At 36.1% G+C, this 21317-nt stretch carries 21 protein-coding genes; 5 read left to right on the forward strand and 16 right to left on the reverse strand.

Annotation, left to right across the window (positions count from 1 at the left end; all coding sequences use genetic code 11):
• Positions 1–79: 79 nt before the first annotated feature.
• The 7 genes from FC46_RS02365 to FC46_RS02395 form a co-directional block, all read right to left on the reverse strand.
• The gene (locus FC46_RS02365) at positions 80–406 is read right to left on the reverse strand and encodes a putative quinol monooxygenase (protein ID WP_057797445.1); all 327 of its coding nucleotides are present in this window, start codon (positions 404–406) and stop codon (positions 80–82) included.
• Positions 407–550: 144 nt separating this feature from the next.
• Entirely contained in the window at positions 551–1834 is a 1284-nt protein-coding gene (locus FC46_RS02370) for a phosphatidylserine decarboxylase family protein (RefSeq protein WP_057797447.1), read from the reverse strand.
• Positions 1835–1978: 144 nt separating this feature from the next.
• Positions 1979–2626 (reverse strand): YtpR family tRNA-binding protein, encoded by a 648-nt coding sequence (ytpR, locus tag FC46_RS02375; protein WP_057797449.1) that lies wholly within the window; start codon positions 2624–2626, stop codon positions 1979–1981.
• A 20-nt stretch (positions 2627–2646) separates the two neighbouring features.
• On the reverse strand, positions 2647–2967 hold the full coding sequence (locus tag FC46_RS02380; RefSeq protein ID WP_057797452.1) for a thioredoxin family protein: 321 nt from the start codon (positions 2965–2967) through the stop codon (positions 2647–2649).
• Positions 2968–3053: 86 nt separating this feature from the next.
• Positions 3054–3710, reverse strand: coding sequence for a tRNA (guanosine(46)-N7)-methyltransferase TrmB (trmB, locus tag FC46_RS02385; RefSeq protein ID WP_057797457.1), 657 nt, complete (start codon positions 3708–3710; stop codon positions 3054–3056).
• A gap of 16 nt (positions 3711–3726) precedes the next feature.
• Positions 3727–4944, reverse strand: coding sequence for an ABC transporter permease (locus tag FC46_RS02390; RefSeq protein ID WP_057797459.1), 1218 nt, complete (start codon positions 4942–4944; stop codon positions 3727–3729).
• A complete protein-coding gene (locus tag FC46_RS02395; RefSeq protein ID WP_057797461.1) occupies positions 4937–5677 on the reverse strand; it encodes an ABC transporter ATP-binding protein in 741 nt (246 codons plus the stop codon). Before FC46_RS02395 ends, FC46_RS02390 begins: the two co-directional genes overlap by 8 nt.
• 91 nt (positions 5678–5768) lie before the next feature.
• Between FC46_RS02395 and FC46_RS02400 the strand changes: the two genes are divergently transcribed.
• From FC46_RS02400 to FC46_RS02410, 3 genes are all read left to right on the forward strand, one after another.
• On the forward strand, positions 5769–6200 hold the full coding sequence (locus tag FC46_RS02400; protein WP_057797463.1) for an HIT family protein: 432 nt from the start codon (positions 5769–5771) through the stop codon (positions 6198–6200).
• On the forward strand, positions 6200–6535 hold the full coding sequence (locus tag FC46_RS02405; RefSeq protein WP_057797465.1) for a YtxH domain-containing protein: 336 nt from the start codon (positions 6200–6202) through the stop codon (positions 6533–6535). The genes FC46_RS02400 and FC46_RS02405 overlap by 1 nt, the downstream gene beginning before the upstream one ends.
• A gap of 121 nt (positions 6536–6656) precedes the next feature.
• Positions 6657–7562 (forward strand): peptidylprolyl isomerase PrsA, encoded by a 906-nt coding sequence (locus FC46_RS02410; protein WP_057797467.1) that lies wholly within the window; start codon positions 6657–6659, stop codon positions 7560–7562.
• Positions 7563–7614: 52 nt separating this feature from the next.
• Here FC46_RS02410 and FC46_RS02415 read toward each other — a convergent pair whose 3' ends face one another.
• From FC46_RS02415 to FC46_RS02435, 5 genes are read right to left on the reverse strand one after another with little or no spacing between them, the layout of a single operon-like run.
• The gene (locus FC46_RS02415) at positions 7615–8592 is read right to left on the reverse strand and encodes a 3'-5' exoribonuclease YhaM family protein (protein ID WP_057797469.1); all 978 of its coding nucleotides are present in this window, start codon (positions 8590–8592) and stop codon (positions 7615–7617) included.
• Entirely contained in the window at positions 8585–11074 is a 2490-nt protein-coding gene (locus FC46_RS02420) for an AAA family ATPase (protein WP_057797471.1), read from the reverse strand. Before FC46_RS02420 ends, FC46_RS02415 begins: the two co-directional genes overlap by 8 nt.
• Positions 11055–12272 carry a metallophosphoesterase family protein gene (locus FC46_RS02425; protein WP_057797474.1) on the reverse strand — a complete coding sequence of 406 codons (1218 nt, stop codon included), beginning with the start codon at positions 12270–12272 and terminating at the stop codon, positions 11055–11057. The genes FC46_RS02420 and FC46_RS02425 overlap by 20 nt, the downstream gene beginning before the upstream one ends.
• Positions 12273–12280: 8 nt before the next feature.
• The gene (locus FC46_RS02430) at positions 12281–12631 is read right to left on the reverse strand and encodes a YlbF/YmcA family competence regulator (protein ID WP_057797476.1); all 351 of its coding nucleotides are present in this window, start codon (positions 12629–12631) and stop codon (positions 12281–12283) included.
• Between the two features lie 28 nt (positions 12632–12659).
• Positions 12660–14714 carry a PBP1A family penicillin-binding protein gene (locus tag FC46_RS02435; RefSeq protein WP_057797513.1) on the reverse strand — a complete coding sequence of 685 codons (2055 nt, stop codon included), beginning with the start codon at positions 14712–14714 and terminating at the stop codon, positions 12660–12662.
• A gap of 108 nt (positions 14715–14822) precedes the next feature.
• On the opposite strand from FC46_RS02435, the gene FC46_RS02440 reads away from it, so the two are divergent.
• Positions 14823–15680, forward strand: coding sequence for an RluA family pseudouridine synthase (locus FC46_RS02440; protein WP_057797477.1), 858 nt, complete (start codon positions 14823–14825; stop codon positions 15678–15680).
• Positions 15681–15788: 108 nt separating this feature from the next.
• Positions 15789–16541, forward strand: a complete 753-nt coding sequence (locus FC46_RS02445) for an MIP/aquaporin family protein (RefSeq protein ID WP_057797479.1) — start codon at positions 15789–15791, stop codon at positions 16539–16541.
• A gap of 42 nt (positions 16542–16583) precedes the next feature.
• On the opposite strand, the gene FC46_RS02450 is transcribed toward FC46_RS02445, so the two are convergent.
• The 4 genes from FC46_RS02450 to FC46_RS02465 form a co-directional block, all read right to left on the reverse strand.
• A complete protein-coding gene (locus FC46_RS02450) occupies positions 16584–17591 on the reverse strand; it encodes an alpha-hydroxy-acid oxidizing protein (RefSeq protein ID WP_083478003.1) in 1008 nt (335 codons plus the stop codon).
• A 90-nt stretch (positions 17592–17681) separates the two neighbouring features.
• The gene (locus tag FC46_RS02455) at positions 17682–18593 is read right to left on the reverse strand and encodes a class II fructose-bisphosphate aldolase (RefSeq protein ID WP_057797481.1); all 912 of its coding nucleotides are present in this window, start codon (positions 18591–18593) and stop codon (positions 17682–17684) included.
• 109 nt (positions 18594–18702) lie between these two features.
• Positions 18703–20388, reverse strand: coding sequence for an arginine--tRNA ligase (argS, locus tag FC46_RS02460; RefSeq protein WP_057797483.1), 1686 nt, complete (start codon positions 20386–20388; stop codon positions 18703–18705).
• Between the two features lie 273 nt (positions 20389–20661).
• On the reverse strand, positions 20662–21309 hold the full coding sequence (locus tag FC46_RS02465; RefSeq protein ID WP_057797486.1) for a L,D-transpeptidase: 648 nt from the start codon (positions 21307–21309) through the stop codon (positions 20662–20664).
• Positions 21310–21317 lie beyond the last annotated feature (8 nt).

Raw genomic sequence — 21317 nt, forward strand, 5'->3', positions numbered from 1 at the left:
CCCTAAAAAGTTAAGACACTAAAGCCAAAAGACCATAACTTTTTAATAGTACTTATGGCCAAGGCTAAAACGATTTAATCTACTTTCGTAAAAACTTCTTATCTGCTTCTGGAACATCATTTGATACATAACGCTCAATCTTCATGTGTAAGTCATACTTTTCACGCAACTTAGCTAATTCTTGCATCATTGAAGTTTGATGATGAGCATCAATTGCTGCTTGATCTGTCCAACTATCAATCAATAAAACAGTTTCCGGATCATCCATTGGGAAAAAATATTCATATTTTTCATTACCAGGTTCTTGACGAATCTTACCAGCTAACCCACTAGATTCCATCTCTTGAGCAAATTTTCTCGCATTACCATTTTTGCCTGTGTAATATAAATTAACTGTTAAACTCATATTTTTAGCCTCCTCGCCTTAACAGACAAAACTATAATTATTTAATTATTTTACTTCATTTAATTTTAAATTAATAGATATTGCTTTTACAGCGCCCTATGAAAATAAGTCCTCAGTACATTCTGAGAACTTATTTTTTATCCATTATTCAACTCGCGCGATAACATCCTTAACTTTAATATTACTGCTATCAATTCCTGGAGTCTGTCCATGCAAGTCAAAGTCAACTTTTACTTCTGGTCTAAATAATAAAACATGAGTTGACCCACCAAAGTGAAACATCCCTAATTGATCACCTTTATTAACATGTTGGCCGACTCTAACAGTAATTTCATTATTTGATACATCCCCCATACCAACTGCAACAAAACACATCAACCCAATCTTAGGGTTATCTGAGCGAATGAAAATTACGCCGCGAGTAGCAGTTGAGGTTAAGAATGCTTGTGAATCATTTGCTGCAACCGGATCAGCTCCACTCGGATTAGCAAATCCTTGATTATAAGCTTCACCATAATATGAGCCATATAAATTGTAAGCTTTGACCACAGTGCCACTAACCGGACTATTCCAGCGGTGATAGCTAAGCGCACTCAAAAAAGCTTGATATAACGTACCGCCCTCAAACTTTGATGTCCATGGATCATTATGGAGCAAGTCTAATAATGAATATGGCTGCCCTTTAATCCAGAACTTAGCCTTTAATGGTACATTCCTTGCAATTCTAAAGGGTGCTGATTCACATGCATTTGCAATTACATCTTGATCATCTTCATCTATTACGGGACGAACACCCGGTTTAAAGACTCTAGTAAAGAAATCATCCCATGATCTAAAACCTAATTTTTCATCAACTTTATCATTGCGACACTCAAATAAATCCATAAAATTATTGCCATCCGCTTCTTTAGCCATCTCACTTAAAGCGTACGGATTAAGCCAGCCTTTATCAGTAGTATTTAATACATATGCTGAAGCATCACTTTGTAAGTAGTGTCCCCAATAATCTAAGATAGATTTGAATATCTTGTTTACTTTAGGATTATTAAAAAGTACATACCCTGCTTTAGTACCCATTGGATAATCTAAAACAGCATTAATTGGTGTACCAACCAATCCTGTTTTATTAAATTCTGGTGCACGTTGAATTATTCGATTAAGAACTAATAACAATTGATGATAATCCCGAATTTGTGGTGTGCCAGCTGGAGTATCAACATCTTTAACTGGAATTTCATCAAACATCATTTGAAACAAATTCCAAATATAGCGATCAGATTCAATCAGGTCCTTTAAAGATTGAACCGGTGGTAATAAATGCTGATTTTCTTCTGTTTGAGCTTCTTTATATATCTTTTTAACCCAATCATTTTCAAATTCTTGATCTGAAGGTAACCACTTACCTACGTTATATTTACGTCTAGTCATTTTTACCAAGCCTCATTTCCAAGATAAAGCGTTTCCACCTATATCTTACTACTTTATGGGCAAAAGATAATCTAATCGTGGCAAAACAAAACGTTACTCAATCGATAATTGAAGTGAGTAACGTTTTATAAAATTTATTCTAAATTATAAAGTGATCTTGCCACTTGCAATAAGTTCATCACACTTAGTTGGTTCAAATTCTGCGCCAACTTCAAAGTCATTTGGAACAACCATGATTCCGCGCTTTTGAGGTGCGTGTGGTAAACCAAGTTCTCTAGCTGAACAAATCATACCGTATGAATCAACACCGCGTAATTCGCCTGGCCAAATTTGTTCACCGTTTGGCATCAAAGTACCAGGTAAAGCAACAACAACTTTTTGACCTTGAGCAATGTTTGGAGCACCACAGACAATTTGATGTTCTTCGCCTTCACCTACTTCAACAGTAGTTACGTGAAGGTGGTCTGAATCTGGGTGTGGTTCACAAGTCTTAACGTAGCCATATACCAAAGTTGGCTTGCCATAAGCTAATTTATCATCGAAGCCAGCAGCTGCTAACTTTTCATTCAACTTAGCAAGTTCATCTTCGCTTAACTTAACTTCACCGTTTGGCAACTTATCATAATCAATTAACTTATCAACATTGAAAAAGTTAAAACCAATTACGTTACCATCTTGGTCAGTAACACGGGTTACGTCTTCTTTTTCTTCAAATTCACTTCTGCCGTTGTCTTGACCCAAGATAACGATCAAAGTATTTGGATAAGCTTTTTTGTTAACACTAGTGATCATTTAAATATCTCCTCTATTAATTAGTCAAGTGACCGTAAGAAATCTTCAACTTGCTGTTTTGTTTTACGGTCCTTATTAACTAGTCTACCAATTTCTTTGCCATCTTGGTAGACAACAAATGAAGGAATTCCCATAATCATCAAATTTTTTGCAACATCCATCGAGCCATCGCGGTCAATTTGATAAAATTTCGAATCAGAAAAATCTGCTTCAATTTCTGGTAAAAAAGGATCTAAGAAACGGCAGTCTGGGCACCATTCGGCTGAGAATTCCAATACAACTCGGCCTTCTTTAATAATGTAAGTCAACTTTTCTGGAGTCAATTCCTTAATCTTTTCCATACATTTGCCTCATTTCTCTACTTACTATTTATAAGGATTATAAACATGAAATCTAATTTTTACAAGTTTTAGATTTCTCTGCTTTTTTATTCGTTAAAATCTGCATGCAAAGCATAAATTGGATTACCTTTTGCTGCAAATTTATGCTCATATTCAGTTTCGATATTCTTTTCAACAATTTCTGGCTTTTCATGGTGCAAATCAACACTCACGAAGTCAAAATGCATACCAAAATTATTCATACTTTGAACTGAATATGCAAATAAACCCGCATTATCAGTCTTAAATTCAATTTGTCCATCATCTTTTAAAACAGTCTTGTAAGTAGCTAAAAAACTCTTGTAGGTTAATCTACGCTTTTCATGACGAGTCTTTGGCCATGGATCACTAAAGTTCAAGTAGATCTTATCTGCTGCATTTTCATCAAAGAAGGCAGCCAAGTTTGCTGCATCCCCTCGCAAAATCTGCAAATTATCCAAGCCCTTTTCAAGCTTAGTTCTCAGGATGATTCCAGCTGCAGTTGTTTGAATTTCCAAAGCAACAAAATTTTTATCTGGGTTTTGTTCAGCCAAAGTGGTAATAAATTGACCTTTACCTGAACCAATTTCGATTTCTAATGGCTTAGAAAAATCTTCAAAACGGCTAGCCCAATCAATCTTCTTTTCAGGATCAGGATTTTGCAAGACGCTTTCTGGATGTGAATTAACAAGTTCAACTGCCCAAGGTTTATTTCTTAATCTCATTCTTTTCTTCCTTTATCTATCTTCTATTTTTTGCTCGCACCTTATTCGGTAAGTAAACTAAAACCATGAACCAAATAAAGACGAATAAAGCGGCAACAGCTGTAAAAATATTCAAATCAAATGGTAAAATTACAAACCATAAAATACTAATTAATAGCCATTGACCTAACAAAACGAGGTTCAACACTTTCGCCATATCTTTTTCACGGTTATCTTTGACGATTGGATAAACATGATACATGATATTGGAATCATATTCTGAAGCCATTGGCAATAACTGATATATCGTTAAGAAAATTACCAATGCAGATAATCCAAGTGCCCAGCGCCAATCTTGAACTAACCAAGAAATCAAGATTGCAAATAGTGTCATTCTAACAACCAAGTTCAAATATTCTGGATTTCTTAACAATGATCTGCGATACAAGAAGCGGTTAGGATTTTCTCCAGCAAGAGATTTAGGCAAAAGAAAATCTAAATACTTCCGGCGCTTAATTGCCACTCTGCGTTCTTTAACATCAGTAAACATACTGAAAATCGAATATACGCGATCTTTTCTTGCGCGCTCACTTTCAACAGCATAGCGCCAATCAAAAATGACTTTCTTATTCATTTTTTTGCCAAATATTGGTTTAAAGTTTGGAATGGCGCCATATTCCGCAATGATTGCAAAAACTAGTGCAGTTATTGGATAATATGCACCAATAACTGCTATTATTAATACAATTACGCTAACTAGACCAAAGCCAATTTTCTTACCAAAATATAAATTAGCTTTTTCTACTTCAAGCTCAGCTTCTTTGGTAATCAGCATTGTTACTATCAACAAGATATATTCAATTGAACTGATCTCCGCCTTAATTGTTGCAAAAGGAAAGACAATCCCAGCAAGTAATAGCTCCAAAATAAATGGTAGAACCAAGCTGTAGCGATGCATCGGCCTCAAATATTCACCCATATTTTCATCCTGAGTGAATAAGAATTGCATATCGGCTTCTCTAATTAAAGTAACTAATCGCCCAGTCAGAAGCGGTAAGAATAAAAGCAAGCCAACTAATGGCTTATAAAACCACAAATTGCTTGGCATTGTCTTCATGCTTTGAGCATACCAAAACATTAAAGCACCAAACAAAAAGATAATTGCCAGAATGAAAAAGTCGTTGAAAACAAGGGTTAGATACCGCATAGATTGTTTCAAATTTTCATTGAGTCGTTGTTTAGCAATTTTATTCATGATGATCCACCTGGTTCAAAGTTAAGTAAAGCTTGTCAAATGGATCATCTGGCTTCAATCCATAGTGCGAACGAATTTCATCTAAACTACCCACGATTTCAATCGTTCCATTATTTAGTACTGCATAATTAGAAATAGCTAATTGCGCATCTGCTAAGACGTGCGTGGTCATCAAAACCATCTTTTGATCAGCAATTGCCTTTTTGATTAAATCAATTAAGTTAGCAACAGCTAATGGATCAAGTCCGGTAAATGGCTCATCAATTACAAGTAAACTCGTATCTGCCAAAAAAGCAGAAACGATCATTACTTTTTGCCGCATCCCTTTTGAAAAGTGAATTGGAAGCCAATCTAACTTATCATCCAAACGGAACATCTTAAGTAGTTCATGAGCTCTTTCCCATGCCTTCTTCTCATCTAAGCCGTAGCTTAAGATCGTTAATTCCAAATGCTCCTTCAAAGTTAATTCTGGATAAAGGACTGGTGTTTCAGGAATATAAGCTACTTGCTTTTTAAACTTTGTTGGCTGCTGAGTTAAGACAACATCGTTTAACTCAATCTTTCCTTTTTGCGGACGCAATAAGCCTAACACATGCTTAATAGTTGTTGACTTACCCGCACCATTGAGCCCGATTAATCCGAGTGCTTGACCAGGTTTAATTTCAAGGTTGATATCTTTGATTACTGGGATACCAGTATAGCCCCCAGTTAAATGTTCAATTTTTAATGTCATTTGTCCTATCTTTCTTTAGTGTTAGTATCATTAATATGATAGCATGAAGAATATAAGAAAAACTAAAGTCATAAGAAATTGAGGTCTTATTATGGAAAATTTAGTAGAAGATTGTTTATTTTGTAAGATTATCCGTGGTGAAGTTCCTAGCTACACTGTTTTTGAAAACGATGATGTGAAGGCCTTTCTTGATATTTCTCAAGTTAACCCAGGTCACACTTTAATGATTCCAAAAAAGCACATCGTTAACATGTTCGACTACACTGACGAAGATGCTAAGAGATATTTACAATACATCCCTGAAATTGCTAATGCAATTAAGAAGGCTTTTCCTAACGTAACTGGTATGAACATTACTACTAATAACGGTAAATCCGCTAACCAAGTTGTGATGCACTCACACATTCACTTCATCCCAAGATTTGAAGGTGACGGTGTTCAATTAGTTACTAGAAACAATGCTGATCAATATGATGATACAAAATACAAGGAAGTTGCTGAAAAGATTAAGAAGGAATTCTAATGAAACATTTTTTACTTGGAACAATTGTGGGCTCAGCTGTCGGCGTAGTTATTTCTTGTCTTAAAGATAGTGATGGCAATCGTCCAGGTAAGCCTTTAAAAGATGAATTTGATGGAGCAAAGCACGATACAGCTCGCCTTACTACTGCTATTAAAAAAGCAAAGAAAGCCAGCCATGATTTAGTCGAAAGTTTACCTGAAGCTGAACGTACAATCAGTGATATTAGCGATGATATTGAAAAATATTCTGAGCATATCCAACCAATCGTTAACGATTTAGAACAAAGAAGTAACACTTTGGGTCAAAATATGAACAATTTTGATCAAAAGAAATAAGAAAAATTAAAGAAATTTTGATTTTTCTATGAATATTTGTCATTTAAAAACGATTTTCCAAATTTTATGGTATATTAATTGACAGTTACTTATTTATTAAGGATGTGGAGAGTTTATTTTTATGAAAAGCTATATTAAAAAAGCTGCTGCAGTTTTAGCAGTTGCTGGTATCGCACTATCTGCTAGTGCTTGTTCTAATAATAGTAGTAATAGTACTGTTGCTTCCTACAAGGGTGGTAAAATCTCTCAACAACAATACTATGATGAAATGAAGAAGTCACAAGCTGGTCAACAAACTTTGGCTAACATGATTATCAATCGTACTCTAGAAGAGCAATACGGTGATAAGGTTTCTCAAAAGAAAGTTGACAAGCAATACAACAACTACAAGAAGCAATACGGTTCACAATTTAGTGCTGTTTTGCAACAAAATGGTATGACTACTTCAAGCTTCAAGCAAAATTTAAAGACTAATTTACTTACTGAAGCTGCTTTGAAGGATATCAAGAAGATTTCTAAGTCACAAGAACAAAAAGCTTGGAAGACCTACCAACCTAAAGTTACTGTTCAACATATCTTGGTAGCTAAGAAGTCAACTGCTCAAAACATTATCAAGCAATTGAAAGACGGTAAGAGTTTCAGCAGCTTAGCTAAGAAGTATTCATTAGATACTGCAACTAAGAATAAAGCTGGTAAGTTGCCATCATTTGACTCAACTGACACCACTTTAGACTCAAGCTTCAAGACTGCTGCCTTCAAGCTTAAGACTGGTGAAGTTACTTCAACTCCAGTTAAATCACAATCTGGTTACCACGTAATCAAGATGATCAAGCACCCAGCTAAGGGTAAATTTGCTGATCACAAGAAGGCTATCGATAACCAAATTTACGCATCAATGGCTCAAGATCAATCAACTATGAGAGATGTTATCTCAACTGTATTGAAGAAGGCTAATGTTTCAATTAAGGATAACGACCTTAAGAACGTATTGTCACAATACATTTCAACTTCATCAAGCAACAAGTAATTGATTGCTAACTAAATAACCCAGAAGTTCATTTGAATTTCTGGGTTATTTTTTATTCTAAATGTTTGTAATTGTCTAGTGCTTTATCATCTTTAGGACGATAAAATCTGCGACCGTCTTGACTTTGTAGCGGCTCAGTAAAGCTACCCTTTCTAGTATGCTGCAAAGCATTTGTAATCGCGTAAACCGCTGCGTCTAAGTCATCAATTCTATGAAGTAATTCTGCTTCAAGTAATTGTGGCAGTTTTGGTGAACCGTATTCAAATTTGCCGTGGTGTGACAAAACCATATGCCTTAGCAAAAGTAAATCTTCTGATTCTTCATCTAGTTTTAACGCACTGGCTGCCAAAACGATTTGTTCATCAATTAGGATTAAGTGTCCAATCAAATTTCCTTCGTGCGTATACTGCGTTGCTGCAGATCCATTTAACTCAAGTACTTTCCCCATATCATGCAAAATGCACCCTGCATAAAGTAGTGAGCGATTTACTTGAGGATAATTATCTGCTAGCCCTTTAGCATCCCGCAGCATTGACAAGGTATGAAAAGCAAGGCCACCGCGCACTGCATGGTGGTTACTCTTTCCCGCTGGAAAATCAAAGAAACGGTCGTGCCATTTTTTAAGCAAATAACGGACAATTCGATTCCATGTTGGATTCAGAATTTCAAAAACATATTGATTAATTTCTTCCTCCATATCAGGAATTTTTTCAGGTGCAGATTTTACAAATTGACTTAGGTCATATCCTTCTTCTGCTCCAACCACTCGCAAAGAATAAATCTTAATTTGTGGACGATCTTGATACTCTTCTCTTTTTCCATTTAATTCGACAATTGTTCCTGTTGAAAAGATCTCGGCATCATGCTCAGTAGCACCCCAATAATTACCACGGATTTCACCAGATCCATCACCAAATTGCAAAGCTAAAAACAACTTATCATTTTTGGTATGTCGTAATTGCGAACTTCTAATCATGACAACGAGATCTAATTCTTCGCCATCATTATAATCCAGCAAACGTTTAAGCATTTGTGCTTCCTTTCTTAAAAGTCAAAACTGGTCTATCTAATTTATCAACTAAAGCTGATTGCGCAGTAAAAATCAAAACTTGATTATCTTCACCAATTTTATTTAATAGCTCTTTAATATCAGTTGTTCTTCGATCGTCAAAGTTCACAAAGGAATCATCAATCAAAATTGGTAGATTAATTTGATCTTTAATTTGGTGAACAAAAGCAAGCTTTAAAGCAAAATACAGTTGTTCAGAAGTTCCACGAGACAGATATTTCACTTCTCGTTTTTTACCATCTTTTCTTGTAACTGTAATTTTCTTATCTAATTCTAGATCGATATATCGATCATTAGTTAATAATTTGAAATATTCTTTGGCATCAGCCAGCATCTTTGGAAACCGCTCATTTGATGCGATATCAAGCGCTCGTCCAATCATTTTAGCCGCAAACATATCAGCTAAATATTCTTGACTTGCCTTAATGAAAGAAGTTTCAGTGTTAGCTAAATTTTGCTTTGCTTCAAAAACAGCTGTTGAATCAGCTAAATTAGCTTGAGCAACTTGTCTTTGAGCAAGCTGCTGTCTAATTTCACCAATTTTATCCTGCTCAAGTTGAATTTCTTTTTGAACTTGGTTTAATTCTTGAACTAATTTTTCTGGATCAGCCTTTTCTAGATTATCTAGTGAATCCCCCAAACTTTCTTTTAAAGCAGCAATTTGCGTTTGCAATTTTGCCTGTCTTAATGATTCTTGATAAAGGGCGTCGTAATCTTCAAGATTATCAACACCATCCTTAGCCAAAACTGCCTTAAGTTCTAAATCTACTTCCTTGACTTTCTGCTCTGTCTCTTTCAAAGAAGTTTGTAAATGAATTTGCTCATCTTGATCATGCCGTTTTTCTTCAACTTGATCATCAAGCTGCTCTAATTCATCCTTTAGCCCTTCAAAATTATGATTTATAGGTCGTTTTAGGAATTTTTCTAAGTTAGTGGCTAATTGGCCAGCCTGACTTTTAATCTCTTCTAGATCCGTATTATTGGCTTTTAATGCGAGCTCTTTAGCTTGATAATCATTATATTGGCTAATCAGATTATTCAGATCCGTTTTATCTAAATCAAGTTGATATTGCTCTTCAAAGGCGCGACGAATATTTTCGGCTGCCTGATTCTCTTTTATTTTTGCTTTGTATACCTCTTCAGCTTGCTTTCCTTGATAAAAACCATAGCCTGCAAGACCAGCTCCTGCAAGTAAGCAGATAATACCGACCAATGGTGAAACTGCACATAAAACAAGTCCAAGAGCAGCGACAACTAGTCCAATAATCAGAAGATTCTTATTGTTAGATGCTGATTCAACTTTTTCAGGCTTTGGTGGAAGTGAATCATATTTAGATCTTAATTCATCAATTTCTGTTTCTGTTAAATTCAAAATTTTGCCCAGTTCTGGGGTCAATTTAAGTAACTGTTCTTCTTCAAATTGAAGCTGTTTAGCTTTTTGCAAACATGCACGGTATTGACTCTCCCACTGTAAAAGCTCTGGGCGTTGTCTAATTAACTTTTTAGCTTCTTCAAAATTAAAATTTTGTTCATTATCGCTACTCAATCGACTTTGAAGAGAAGTAATATTTTGCAACAAGTTTTTCTTTTGACTTGTTAATTCAGTTGCCTTTTGAAAGTTTTCAGAGTCAAAATCAACTTTCTTTTGCTCAAGTTGCAATTTCTTTAATTGGTCAAAATTAGTTAGATTTTCCTGAATCTTTTTCAATTTTTGACTTTGCTCTTGCAACTTTTTCAGTTGAGTCTGTTCATCATTAAGCTTTTGTTCTTCACTAGTAACTTCAGAATTTAATGCTTCATATGATTCGAACTGCTTCTGCGTTTCTGTTAACTCTTGCCGTTTATCTTCTAACTGAGTTAAAAGTTGATTTACTTCTGGCTTTTTTGCAGTTTTCTTGAAAAGCTTACCGGCTTCTTTAGTAAAATCTTCACGCAAATCAAGCAATTGGCCGCTGTTAGCTGCACCTAAATAATAGATTCGCTCCAGTAAATCGGCCTGGCTCAATTTTGCAATTTGCCCTAACATATCTTGATTAAAGATAAAACTGTCAGTATAGAAATTACCATCAATATTTTGAATACGATCAAAAAATAGACTCTCTGGAACCTGTTGACCGTCTTTAATCACAGTCAAAATACCTTTTTTAGTTTTATCGCCTTTAGCCCACAAGCGTTCTAGTTTGAACTGACTACCATCTTCATCTTCGAAGATAAGACTTCCTCCCATTGGGGAAACGTGTGCTAAGGGTTTGTAATCTTCAAAAAATGGCGATGCATTATTTCTTAAATAAAAGCCAAACATTACCTGCTTAACAAAAGCAACAGTAGTACTTTTTCCAGATTCATTTTGACCAAAAAAAACATTTAAATTATCACTTGGCAAGTCAAAAGTTAAGTCAGAGAGTTGACCAAAATTTATGATTTTAATCTGTTTCAGTCTCATCAGTTAACCCCTTCAATTTTTTAGCTAATTTAAATCTTGTCAGATTCTTTACTTCATCCATAAAATTTTTATTTTCTGCAAGTTCTACTGCTAAAGCATCCTTTTTAGCCCAATCTTGAATTGCTTTTTTGAACTCATCTTCAGTAAAAATTTCTTGTGCAGCTTGATCAAATGCTTGTCGATCACTGTTGTTTAATTCCAGTTCAGCGCTACTTTCAAACCTTACATCAACTACTTGTGAATTAAATGGTAAATCAGCCGACAAACTTTGCCAAAAATCACTATCACTGACCAACTCAATCTCTTCATCAGTCAAATATTGACTCCCCTTAAGACGCAAGCTGAAATATGTTGTCTGCTCAATTGAACCAAGATCAGTTAATTTTTTACGCAGCTCACTTTTATCAACTATCTTAGTAAAAGTTATTTCATTAGCTTGCCAAATAATCGGACTAGTCTCATAGAATTCAGTCTGAGTTTGCTTAGTATTTTCATCTATTTCACCCAATAAACATCCCTTCGCCCCTAATTCATTGATGTGGCGTCCTTGAATATTTCCTGGGTAATTAATTAACGGATTCATGCTCAAATTCTGCCTTAAGTGAATATGACCTAAGGCAAAATAATCATAGTTCAAATCCTTCAACTCTTGCAGATCAAATGGTGCGTAGACGTTCTGACTTTTTTCAGCAGTTTTTTCTTGAGCGTGCATAATGCCGAAAGCATAGTTAGCTGACTTAGCTGGAAATTCTGGCAACTTATCTTCAAGGATATGATTATTCAGATATGAAAAACCGGTCACATCATAATTAAAGCCCGACTTTGCCTTTAACGTAACAGTTTCAACTTGTTCACCATTACCTAGTAATTTAAAAAACGGACTAGGAGTTACCAACAAATCTTCTTGTCTCATGTGATCGTGATTACCAAAGATCATCACAACTTGAATTTCTGCATCATTCAACCGCTTAATTTGCTCAGCAAAAAAGAGCTGACTGCGAGGACTTGGATGATTGCTGTCAAAAGTATCCCCTGCAATCAGTACCAAATCAACTTGCTCTTTTAATGCTAGATCGACAATTCTTTTGAAAGATTTGTCACTTGCTTGGTAAATATCTTTAAATGCTTTAGATGGCAAAAAAGATAGCCCACGAAAAGGACTATCTAAATGCGCATCAGCTAAATGAATAAATTTCATATGGCCTATTATTTTCTAATTTCTTCGTAAAGATCATTAATTGGCTTAGTAAATGCCTTTTGAACATCATCAATTGTCTTGTAAAGACCTTGTTCAGCAGTAAGTAACTTAACAATGTTTTCGTCTTTTTGAACCTTGTCATTTAATTCTTTATAGTCTTTTTGAAGATCTTCTGACAATGGTTGACCACTTTGTTGGGCAGCCATAATCTTACCTTGAATTTCGTCCATCTTGTTGAAAAGTTCTGAGCTATTTTCATCTGCCTTAACAGCTGCAATTGCTTCCTTTAAGCCGGCAAATTCAGGAGTCTTAGTTAAGTCTTCTGCTAATTGATTTGCTGAGTCATAAATATTTACCATACTACGGAATTCCTCCTATTGTATTATTTTAATTTCCAAAAATTCCTTTGATATTATTATACCATTTATTAAGTGTTTCACCTGCTGAACCGAGGCCTTTTTGAATTTTTTCTCCTAGGCCATTTGTCCAATCATTATTAGAACCATTCTCTTTAATCAGCTGGTTTGGCGCCTTTTCTGTGAACTGCGTTTTGGCAGTATATGGAAGAATCCCTTCCATTTGCGCCTTGTATAATCGCGTAATTCCTGTTTCAGAAACTCCATGCATAAAGTGATTGCTATCTGTCCTATCAAAGCCTACCCAAGTTGATAAAACAATATCTGGAGTATAACCAACTATCCACTGATCTTTTGTGCCAAAGCCGTAGGAATTAGGTACTTCAGTTGACCCGGTTTTACCAGCAACTTCAAACCCATTTGGTTGCGCACTTTGAGCGGTACCATTTTTAAATACGCCGAGAAGCATTGTTGTCATTTCTTTAGCAGTATTATTTGAAATAATACGATGCGTACCGGTATCACTATTTTGAGCCAAAACCCGACCACTAGCATCAGTAATTTTTGTAATAAAGTAAGAATTATTCGGTAAATTACCTTTATTTGCAAACGCTGAATAAGCCCTGGCCATTTGTAATGGAGAAACACCAGATGATAACCCACCTAGCGCTAAAGCTAAATTTTGGTCGCTCTTAGGTACACTGATTCCGAAATTCTGAACAGATTGGACACCTTTTTGAACACCAATTTTGTCAAGTAACCAAACAGCAGGAACATTTTTACTTAATGCTACTGCTTGATACATTGGGATTGTATTAGAATAACCATTGTCAACGTTATGTGGTTCATATCCATTCTTACCAAACTTCTGCAATTTATTAGAAAGTTTAGAATCATAATGATAGCCTTCTTGCAGTGCGGGTGAATAAACCGCAAGTGGCTTAATTGAAGATCCAGGCTGCCGCTTCATTTGCGTAGCACGATTATATCCTCGGAAGACATGCTTTCCGCGTCCACCAACAATACCGCGCACTGCACCGGTTGTAGGATCCATTGCAACACTTGCACCTTGAACCTGTGTACCATCAGTTGCATTTTGTGGGAAGAGCCAGCTTTGTTCAAAACTATTTTGTAACGCTTGTTGATAATTCTGATTCAAAGTTGTGTAGATCTTCAAGCCTTTGTTCATGACATCTTCTTCTTTTAAGCCGTAGCGATTAATTGCTTCGTCAACAACAGCATCAAAGAAATATGGATATCGATAACCATCTTTATTTTTAAAAGTGTTCTTGAGAGTTAAGCCTGTTTTTGAGATGCTTTTTGCCTGACTTGATGACAATTTGCCATTTTGGACCATCAATTGTAAGACCAAATTACGTCTTGACAAGGCATTTGCCATATGATCAACTGGGTTATAAAAACTTGGGCTTCTTAACATACCTGCCAAAGTTGCTGCTTCACTAACTGAAACCTGGTCGGCACTTTTACCAAAATATCGGCGACTTGCGTCTTGAACACCCCAAACACCATTACCAAAATACGCATTATTCAAATACATGGTAATAATGTCTTTTTTAGAGTAGACGTGGTTAATTTCAATTGCGAAGAAAAGTTCTTCGAGCTTTCTTGAAAAAGTTTGCTCTTGAGTAAGCAAGGAGTTCTTAGCAAGTTGCTGAGTTAAAGTTGATCCACCGCCAGTCACTTGACCATGGTGAATGACTAAGCCAATACCTGCTCGAGCCATCCCCTTTACACTAAAGCCTGGATTAGTCCAAAAAGTTCGGTCTTCTGTTGAAACAACCGCATTAACGATATTTTTGGAAATTTTATCATATTCCACAAAAGATCCCTTTTGTGAATATAAAGATCCAGCCTTTTTATTTTTATAATCATAAATTGTTGTAGTAGTTGAGAGTGAGGCTTTTAAATTAGAAATGTTCGAAGTTTTAACTTTAATTGTATAATATGTACATGTTATCAGCATGAGTGTCATTAGGATTAAGATCACCCAACGTCCGAAAAAGAAACGACGGTCTAATTTTTTAAACCAATTATCTTTCTTTTCATCCGTGCTGTGTTTCCTCATTCTTTGCAAATTTGGCATAGACATGCTCCTTTTTAAAACAATTTGTATTTTATCACAAGGACTTGCAAATACCGTATTTTTGGCTATTTTTAAGAAAATATCAACATTATGACATATAATTTTACACTAATTTATCCTCAAGATCGCAAAAAAATCACAGTTCGTCAGCTCTTAAAGGAATTACTAATTCCGCGAAAATGGCAGCATCTTTTACGAATTACTAAGACGGTTACCGTTAATAATTCTTATCGTAATTTCAACGAAATGATTCTTCCTGGCGATAAAATTTCTTTTGAAATCAATTTTACCGAGTGCAATCAACAGACTTATCCAGCAAGTGGTAAAAGTCCAAGCGTGATCTATGAAGACAGCGACGTTTTGGTAATTAATAAAGAAAAAGGACAAAAGACACACCCTAATTTAAATGAGACTAATACAGCACTCAATGATTGCGCAACTTATTTAGGTAGTAGCCCTTATATTGTTCACCGATTGGACATGCTAACTGGAGGCCTACTTTTAGTTGCTAAAAATCCAGCAGTTGTACCAATTCTAAACAGAGAATTGACTAGCAAGATTTTTCATCGTGAATATTTAGCAACAGTTGACAATAGCAACAAACTTGAGAAAAGTGGCACAATTTCTTTCCCAATTGGACAGGATCCTGATGATCAAAGAAAAAGAATGGTGCGTGATGATGGTCTTAAAGCTGTAACTCATTATGAAATTATCCAAAATAATCCGGATAATACAGCTTTGGTTAAAGTTGCACTTGAAACAGGGCGCACTCATCAGATTCGCGTTCACCTTGCTGCTATTGGCTGCCCAATAGTCGGTGATCCACTTTATAATCCAAATTTTCAAGAAAATGAAGAATTACAATTGTTGGCGTATCAGATGTCATTTATCAAGCCATTTAGCTTTGAACGTGTATATGTAAGTCTTCCTGAATCTTTCAGGTATTAATTTTGCTTTTTTTGAAAAAAAGATATTAATTGTACACTTTATCGTGTATAATTTCAACTTGAACGTATTTTTCACTTATTTTTTCTAGAGGAGCAAAAAGTATCTATTATGGAACATACTTGGATGATGAAGTATTTTGCTGAATTTTTCGGCACAATTATTTTGGTTGTATTTGGTAACGGTGCTGTTGCCAATTCTGTCTTAAAAGGAACTGGTGGTAACAGTCGAGACGGTCAAGCTAATGGTGGTTGGTTGTTAATCGCCTTCAGTTTCGGCTTTGGGGTTATGCTTCCAGCAATGATGTTTGGATCAATTTCTGGTAACCACTTAAATCCTGCTGTTACTATTGCACAAGCTGCTGCTGGAGCATTTCCATGGATTCAAGTAGCACCTTACCTTATTGCACAAATGCTTGGAGCAATTATTGGTCAAATTTTAGTTGTTCTTGTTTACTGGCCACACATTGCTAAAACTGAAAACGATGAAGAAGTATTAGCAAGTTTTGCTACCCACGATGCTAACAATAGTAACTTGAATGGTTTTATTACTGAATTTGTTGGTACTGCAATTTTACTCTTTGTTGCAGTTGGTTTATACCGTGGAATGTTCTTCAAACAATCAGAAGATATTGCCAACATTGGTGTTGGTTTCCTTATCACTGGACTTGTTATGGCTGTTGGTGGTCCTACTGGTCCTGCTTTAAATCCTGCAAGAGACTTGGGTCCAAGAATTGTTTATGCATTCTTCCCATTACCACATAAAGGCTCAGCACACTGGGAATACAGTTGGGTTCCTGTTGTAGCACCTATCCTTGGTGGTATCTTCGGAGTATTTATGTATAAATTAGCATTTGGATTATAAAAAACAAAAAGACGAATTTCGTTTTGAAATTCGTCTTTTTTTCTAATTTTCTTTATGTAAAACACTTGGATCAAATGACTTAGTATCTTTGACGCCAGTATACATCATCAATTCCGCTAATTGTTCATTCATCTTTTGTAGTTTTGCTTCAACAGCTTTTTCGCCATCTTTAAGTAGTTCAGACAAAATACCGCGTCCAATTAAAACAGCATCTGCTCCTAACGCTAAAGCTTTGTATGCATCGTATCCACTCATTAAAGAGCCATCAACAAAGATTTGCATTCCACTACCAGTTAATGACTTCTTAATACTTTGCAAGACTGAAAGTGGCGGAATACCAAACGGAACACGGCCATGGTGGTGAGAAACAACGATTGCCTTACAACCAGCTTGACGAGCTTTTAACGCGTCAGAAACTGATAATACGCCTTTAGCAATGAATGGCAAATCAGTACTTTCAGCATATTTCTTCAAATCAGCCATTGTGATTGACCCCAATGGAATACCATCAACTACGTCATATTTTCCATCCTTACCTGCAACATGATCAATGTCAATCCCCACTGCAACGGCATGATGCTTTTCAGCATATTTAATTTCATCTAGAATTTTTTGATGATCAGCAAAAGGTTTGATAATGCGAACAGTATCGCCACCTTCAGCCACAATTTCGCCATACTCTTCATTGGACTCCATTCCAATCCAATTCAGTAAGCTTAAATTGCAGGCAGCACGGGCTTTTTCTTGCATTGGCTTCCTGCTTTTATCTGGTAAGACTTTATTCAAATGTGATAAAGCAGCTGGCATCAACGGTGAAGCATAATTTTTGCCCAAAATAGTAGTGGTTAAATCAGGCTCTACTGAGTCAATTACTCTCATCTCAACTAATAAGCTATCCAAATAATAGCGATTATGAACATTAGCATCATCTGCTTGACCACTAGTTACAGGGATCATCCCTTTAGGACCTGGCCAATGATCAACTTGTGCTTCTTCAATTCTTTCAGTTTCTGATGCACCACTTACAGCATCTATTTTGTGTTCTGTCATATTTTTGCTCTTTTCTTTTTATTTTTATTATAAAAAAAGAGGCTGACATTTTACAACATCAGTCTCTTAATCTAATTAATAATCAAATGATTATTCTTCGTTCAATGATGAACGGTCGAATGAAGCATCCTTAAGTTCGTCATCGATAGTCTTAGTACCTAACCAAGCAATCATTTCCTTCATCTTGTCAGTGATTGCTTCAGTACCTGGTAATAACAACTTACGTGGGTCGTAACCCTTGTTGTCCTTGTCCAAGTCCTTTTCAGCTTCGAAGTACTTACGAGTAGCTTCTTGGAATGCCAATTGGAATTCAGTGTTAATGTTAACCTTAGCAATACCAAGTTGGATAGCCTTCTTGATTTGGTCTTCAGGAATACCTGAACCACCGTGCAATACAAGTGGAGTTTCAGGAACAGCTTCAGCAATTTCCTTCAAACGGTCAAAGTTAAGACCCTTCCAGTCAGCTGGGTATACACCGTGGATGTTACCAATACCACAAGCAAGCTTGTCAACACCAGCAGCAACGAATGCCTTAGCGTCTTCAACAGATGCTAATTCACCACCGCCTTGGTTTTCACCAATCTTACCAATTTCAGCTTCAACTGAGATACCACGTTCGTGTGCCAACTTAATGATTTCCTTAGTCTTAGCTAAGTTTTCTTCAGTTGGAAGTGCGTGACCATCAAACATAACTGATGAGTAGCCAAGTGCAATACATTCCTTAGCTGATTCAAAGTCACCGTGGTCCAAGTTCAAGATAACTGGAACAGAAATGTTCATTGCATCCATTTGGTCAGCTACCATGTCCTTAACGAACTTGTAGCCACCCATGTACTTAGCAGCACCAGTTGAAACTTGGATAAGAAGTGGAGTTCTAGTTTCTTCAGCAGCACGAAGTTCTGCACGAGTCCATTCCAAGTTGTTAGTGTTGTAAGCACCTACTGCATAATGTTCTCTACGAGCATCTTTAAAGATTTGGTTACCATTATCGAAATAAGCCATTAAAAATACCTCCTAAATATCTTACATGCTAATTGTACCCTTTTATGAAGATTTGAACAATCTTTCAGCCCAATGTAAACGTTTTTAATTACTTTTCATTAAATCTAAATTACATTTCCTTTGGAGCGTTTACACCCAAGAGGCGAAGAGCTTCAGTTAAAACAATTGAAGTTGCTTCAACTAATGCTAATCTAGCAGAAATTTGATCATCTTCAGTTAAGATCTTCACATTTGCATAGTATTTGTTAAACTTCTTAGCTAAATCAAGTGCGTACTTAGCAATAATCGAAGGTTCAAACTTATCACTTGCGCGAGCAATGATTCTTGGGAAGTCAGCCAAAGCCTTAGCAACGTCAAATGACCAGTCATCACTCAATTCAATATTATCTAAGCTTGGCTTTTCACCTTTGGCTGCAGCCTTTCTCAAGACACTCTGTGCACGAGCGTTAGTGTATTGAACATAAGGACCAGTGTCACCTTCAAAACGTACAACTTCTTGTAAGTCAAAGTCAAAGTTATCCAAGCGATCATTCTTCAAATCGTGGAAGACAACGGCACCAACACCAACATCGTGGGCAACTTGTTCTTTATCTGCCAAGTTTGGATTCTTTTCTTCAATTTGCTTTTCAGCAAGGCTAACAGCATCCTTCAACACTTGATCTAAGAAGACAACGTTACCTTTTCTAGTTGAAAGCTTCTTACCACCTTGAGTAATCAAACCAAATGGAATGTGGTGAATTTCATCAGCCCAATCATAGCCCATCTTCTTCAAGACAGTCTTAAGTTCAACGAAGTGTTGTGCTTGTTCGTTACCAACAACGTAGAGCATCTTAACGAAGTTGTATTCTTTCATTCTCCATTCAGCTGCTGCTAAGTCACGAGTTAAGTAAATTGAAGTACCATCTGACTTAACAATAATTGCTGGGTTTTCATCTTCACCCATATCAACAACTTGAGCACCGCGGGATTCATGAAGAAGACCTTTTTCCTTCAATTCATCAATAACTGGTTGCATCTTGTCATTAAAGAATGCTTCACCATTGTATGAGTCAAAAGTTACGCCAAGTTCCTTGTAGATCCGCTTGAAGTCTTCAAGTGAAACTTCTCTGAACCACTTCCAAAGCTTAACTGCTTCTGGATCTCCTTCTTCAAGCTTCTTGAACCATTCACGACCTTCTGTTTCAAGCTCAGGATTTTCTTCTGCTTCTTGGTGGAAGCGAACGTAGTAATGGAAAAGATTCATAATTGGATCTTTCTTAACGTCTTCTTCATTACCCCAGTGCTTGTAAGCCGCAATTAACTTACCAAATTGAGTACCGTAGTCACCAAGATAGTTAATCTTAATTGGTGTGTAGCCAACTTTCTTCATAGTCTTAGCAATTGAGTTACCAATTACAGTTGAGCGAAGGTGCCCCATTGACATTGGCTTAGCAATGTTTGGTGAAGACATATCGATTGGAACATTACCTTCACCCAATTTTTGATCACCATAGTGTTCTTTTTTATCTAAAATTTCATCTAAAGTAGAAGCAATTAACTTTTGGTGATTAATTGAGAAGTTAACATATGGTCCAACTGCCTTAATACTTGCAAAATCATCACTTGAAATCTTTTCAGCAATTTCGCTTGCAATTTCTGCAGGATTCTTACGTAAAATCTTTGATAAAGCAAAACATGGGAAGGCATAGTCACCCATCTTTGCATTTTTAGGACGTTCAATTAAGGCATCAATTTTTTCTTTTGGTAAATCAACTTGGCTGCTGATTAAGTCAACAACTTCAGTTTTAAAGTTCATGCAAATCTCCTTTTCTAAAACAAAAAAGTCCCTTTCTACGATTGTAGAAAGAGACGAGTTTTTACCCGCGGTACCACTCTATTTGATACAAAGTATCCGCTTATTTAAATCTTTATTTTATCTAGTTAACCACGCCTTCAATATCCTCTTCGACCTGGCTTCCACCAAATCCAGGCTCGCTGTATTCCAAAAATATCTACTACTGTTAACACATTCGTCATGATTATAGCAGGAAAAAGGGGTTATGGCTACTATTTATTTTCAATTATCACTTTAGTTGTTCTCAATTATGACCTTAGTTCCAGGTTGCACATGATCCATGAGCCATTTAGAATCTGGCACGCTTAATCTAACGCAGCCGTGTGAGCCTTGTGTTCGGCCCAGTTTTCTTGCTTCCTTCATATTGTACTCACCATCATCTTTAGTAGGAACTGAGTGGAACAAATAAATATTTTGATCTTTAGGATCCCAACTAGTCCAATTGTTTGCTCCTTCATTCAAATTATAGTTAAAGAAAGAATCGCCTTTTGAATCTCGAATTTTAAAGCTACCAGTTGGCGTTAAGGATTTGCCTTTTTTAAAAATTCCACCCGTTGAAAGCATAGTGTAAACGATATGACCACGTTTAATGATGTAAGTTCTATTACCCTTCAAAGATACTCTGATGACAATATCTTTTGCATTTTTGATATTAGGATATTTTTTCTTTTCACTTTTAATATTCCAACTACCCTCCGGAGCCAGATCAGCTGGATCTTTATATGGTCGTGCAGCTTCAGCTTCTGAAACATTCTTACGTGTCTTTTTAGCTTTTTGAGTAGTTTTAACTTCATTCTGACTATCGGCTTTAGGAATGCATGCTTTAGCTAATCCAACTATCGCTAAAATGACGACAATAGCAATTAGGATACGTTTTTTCATAAGTTTTC

The sequence above is a fragment of the Lactobacillus kalixensis DSM 16043 genome, assembly GCF_001434335.1.
In the GTDB taxonomy this organism is placed as follows: domain Bacteria; phylum Bacillota; class Bacilli; order Lactobacillales; family Lactobacillaceae; genus Lactobacillus; species Lactobacillus kalixensis.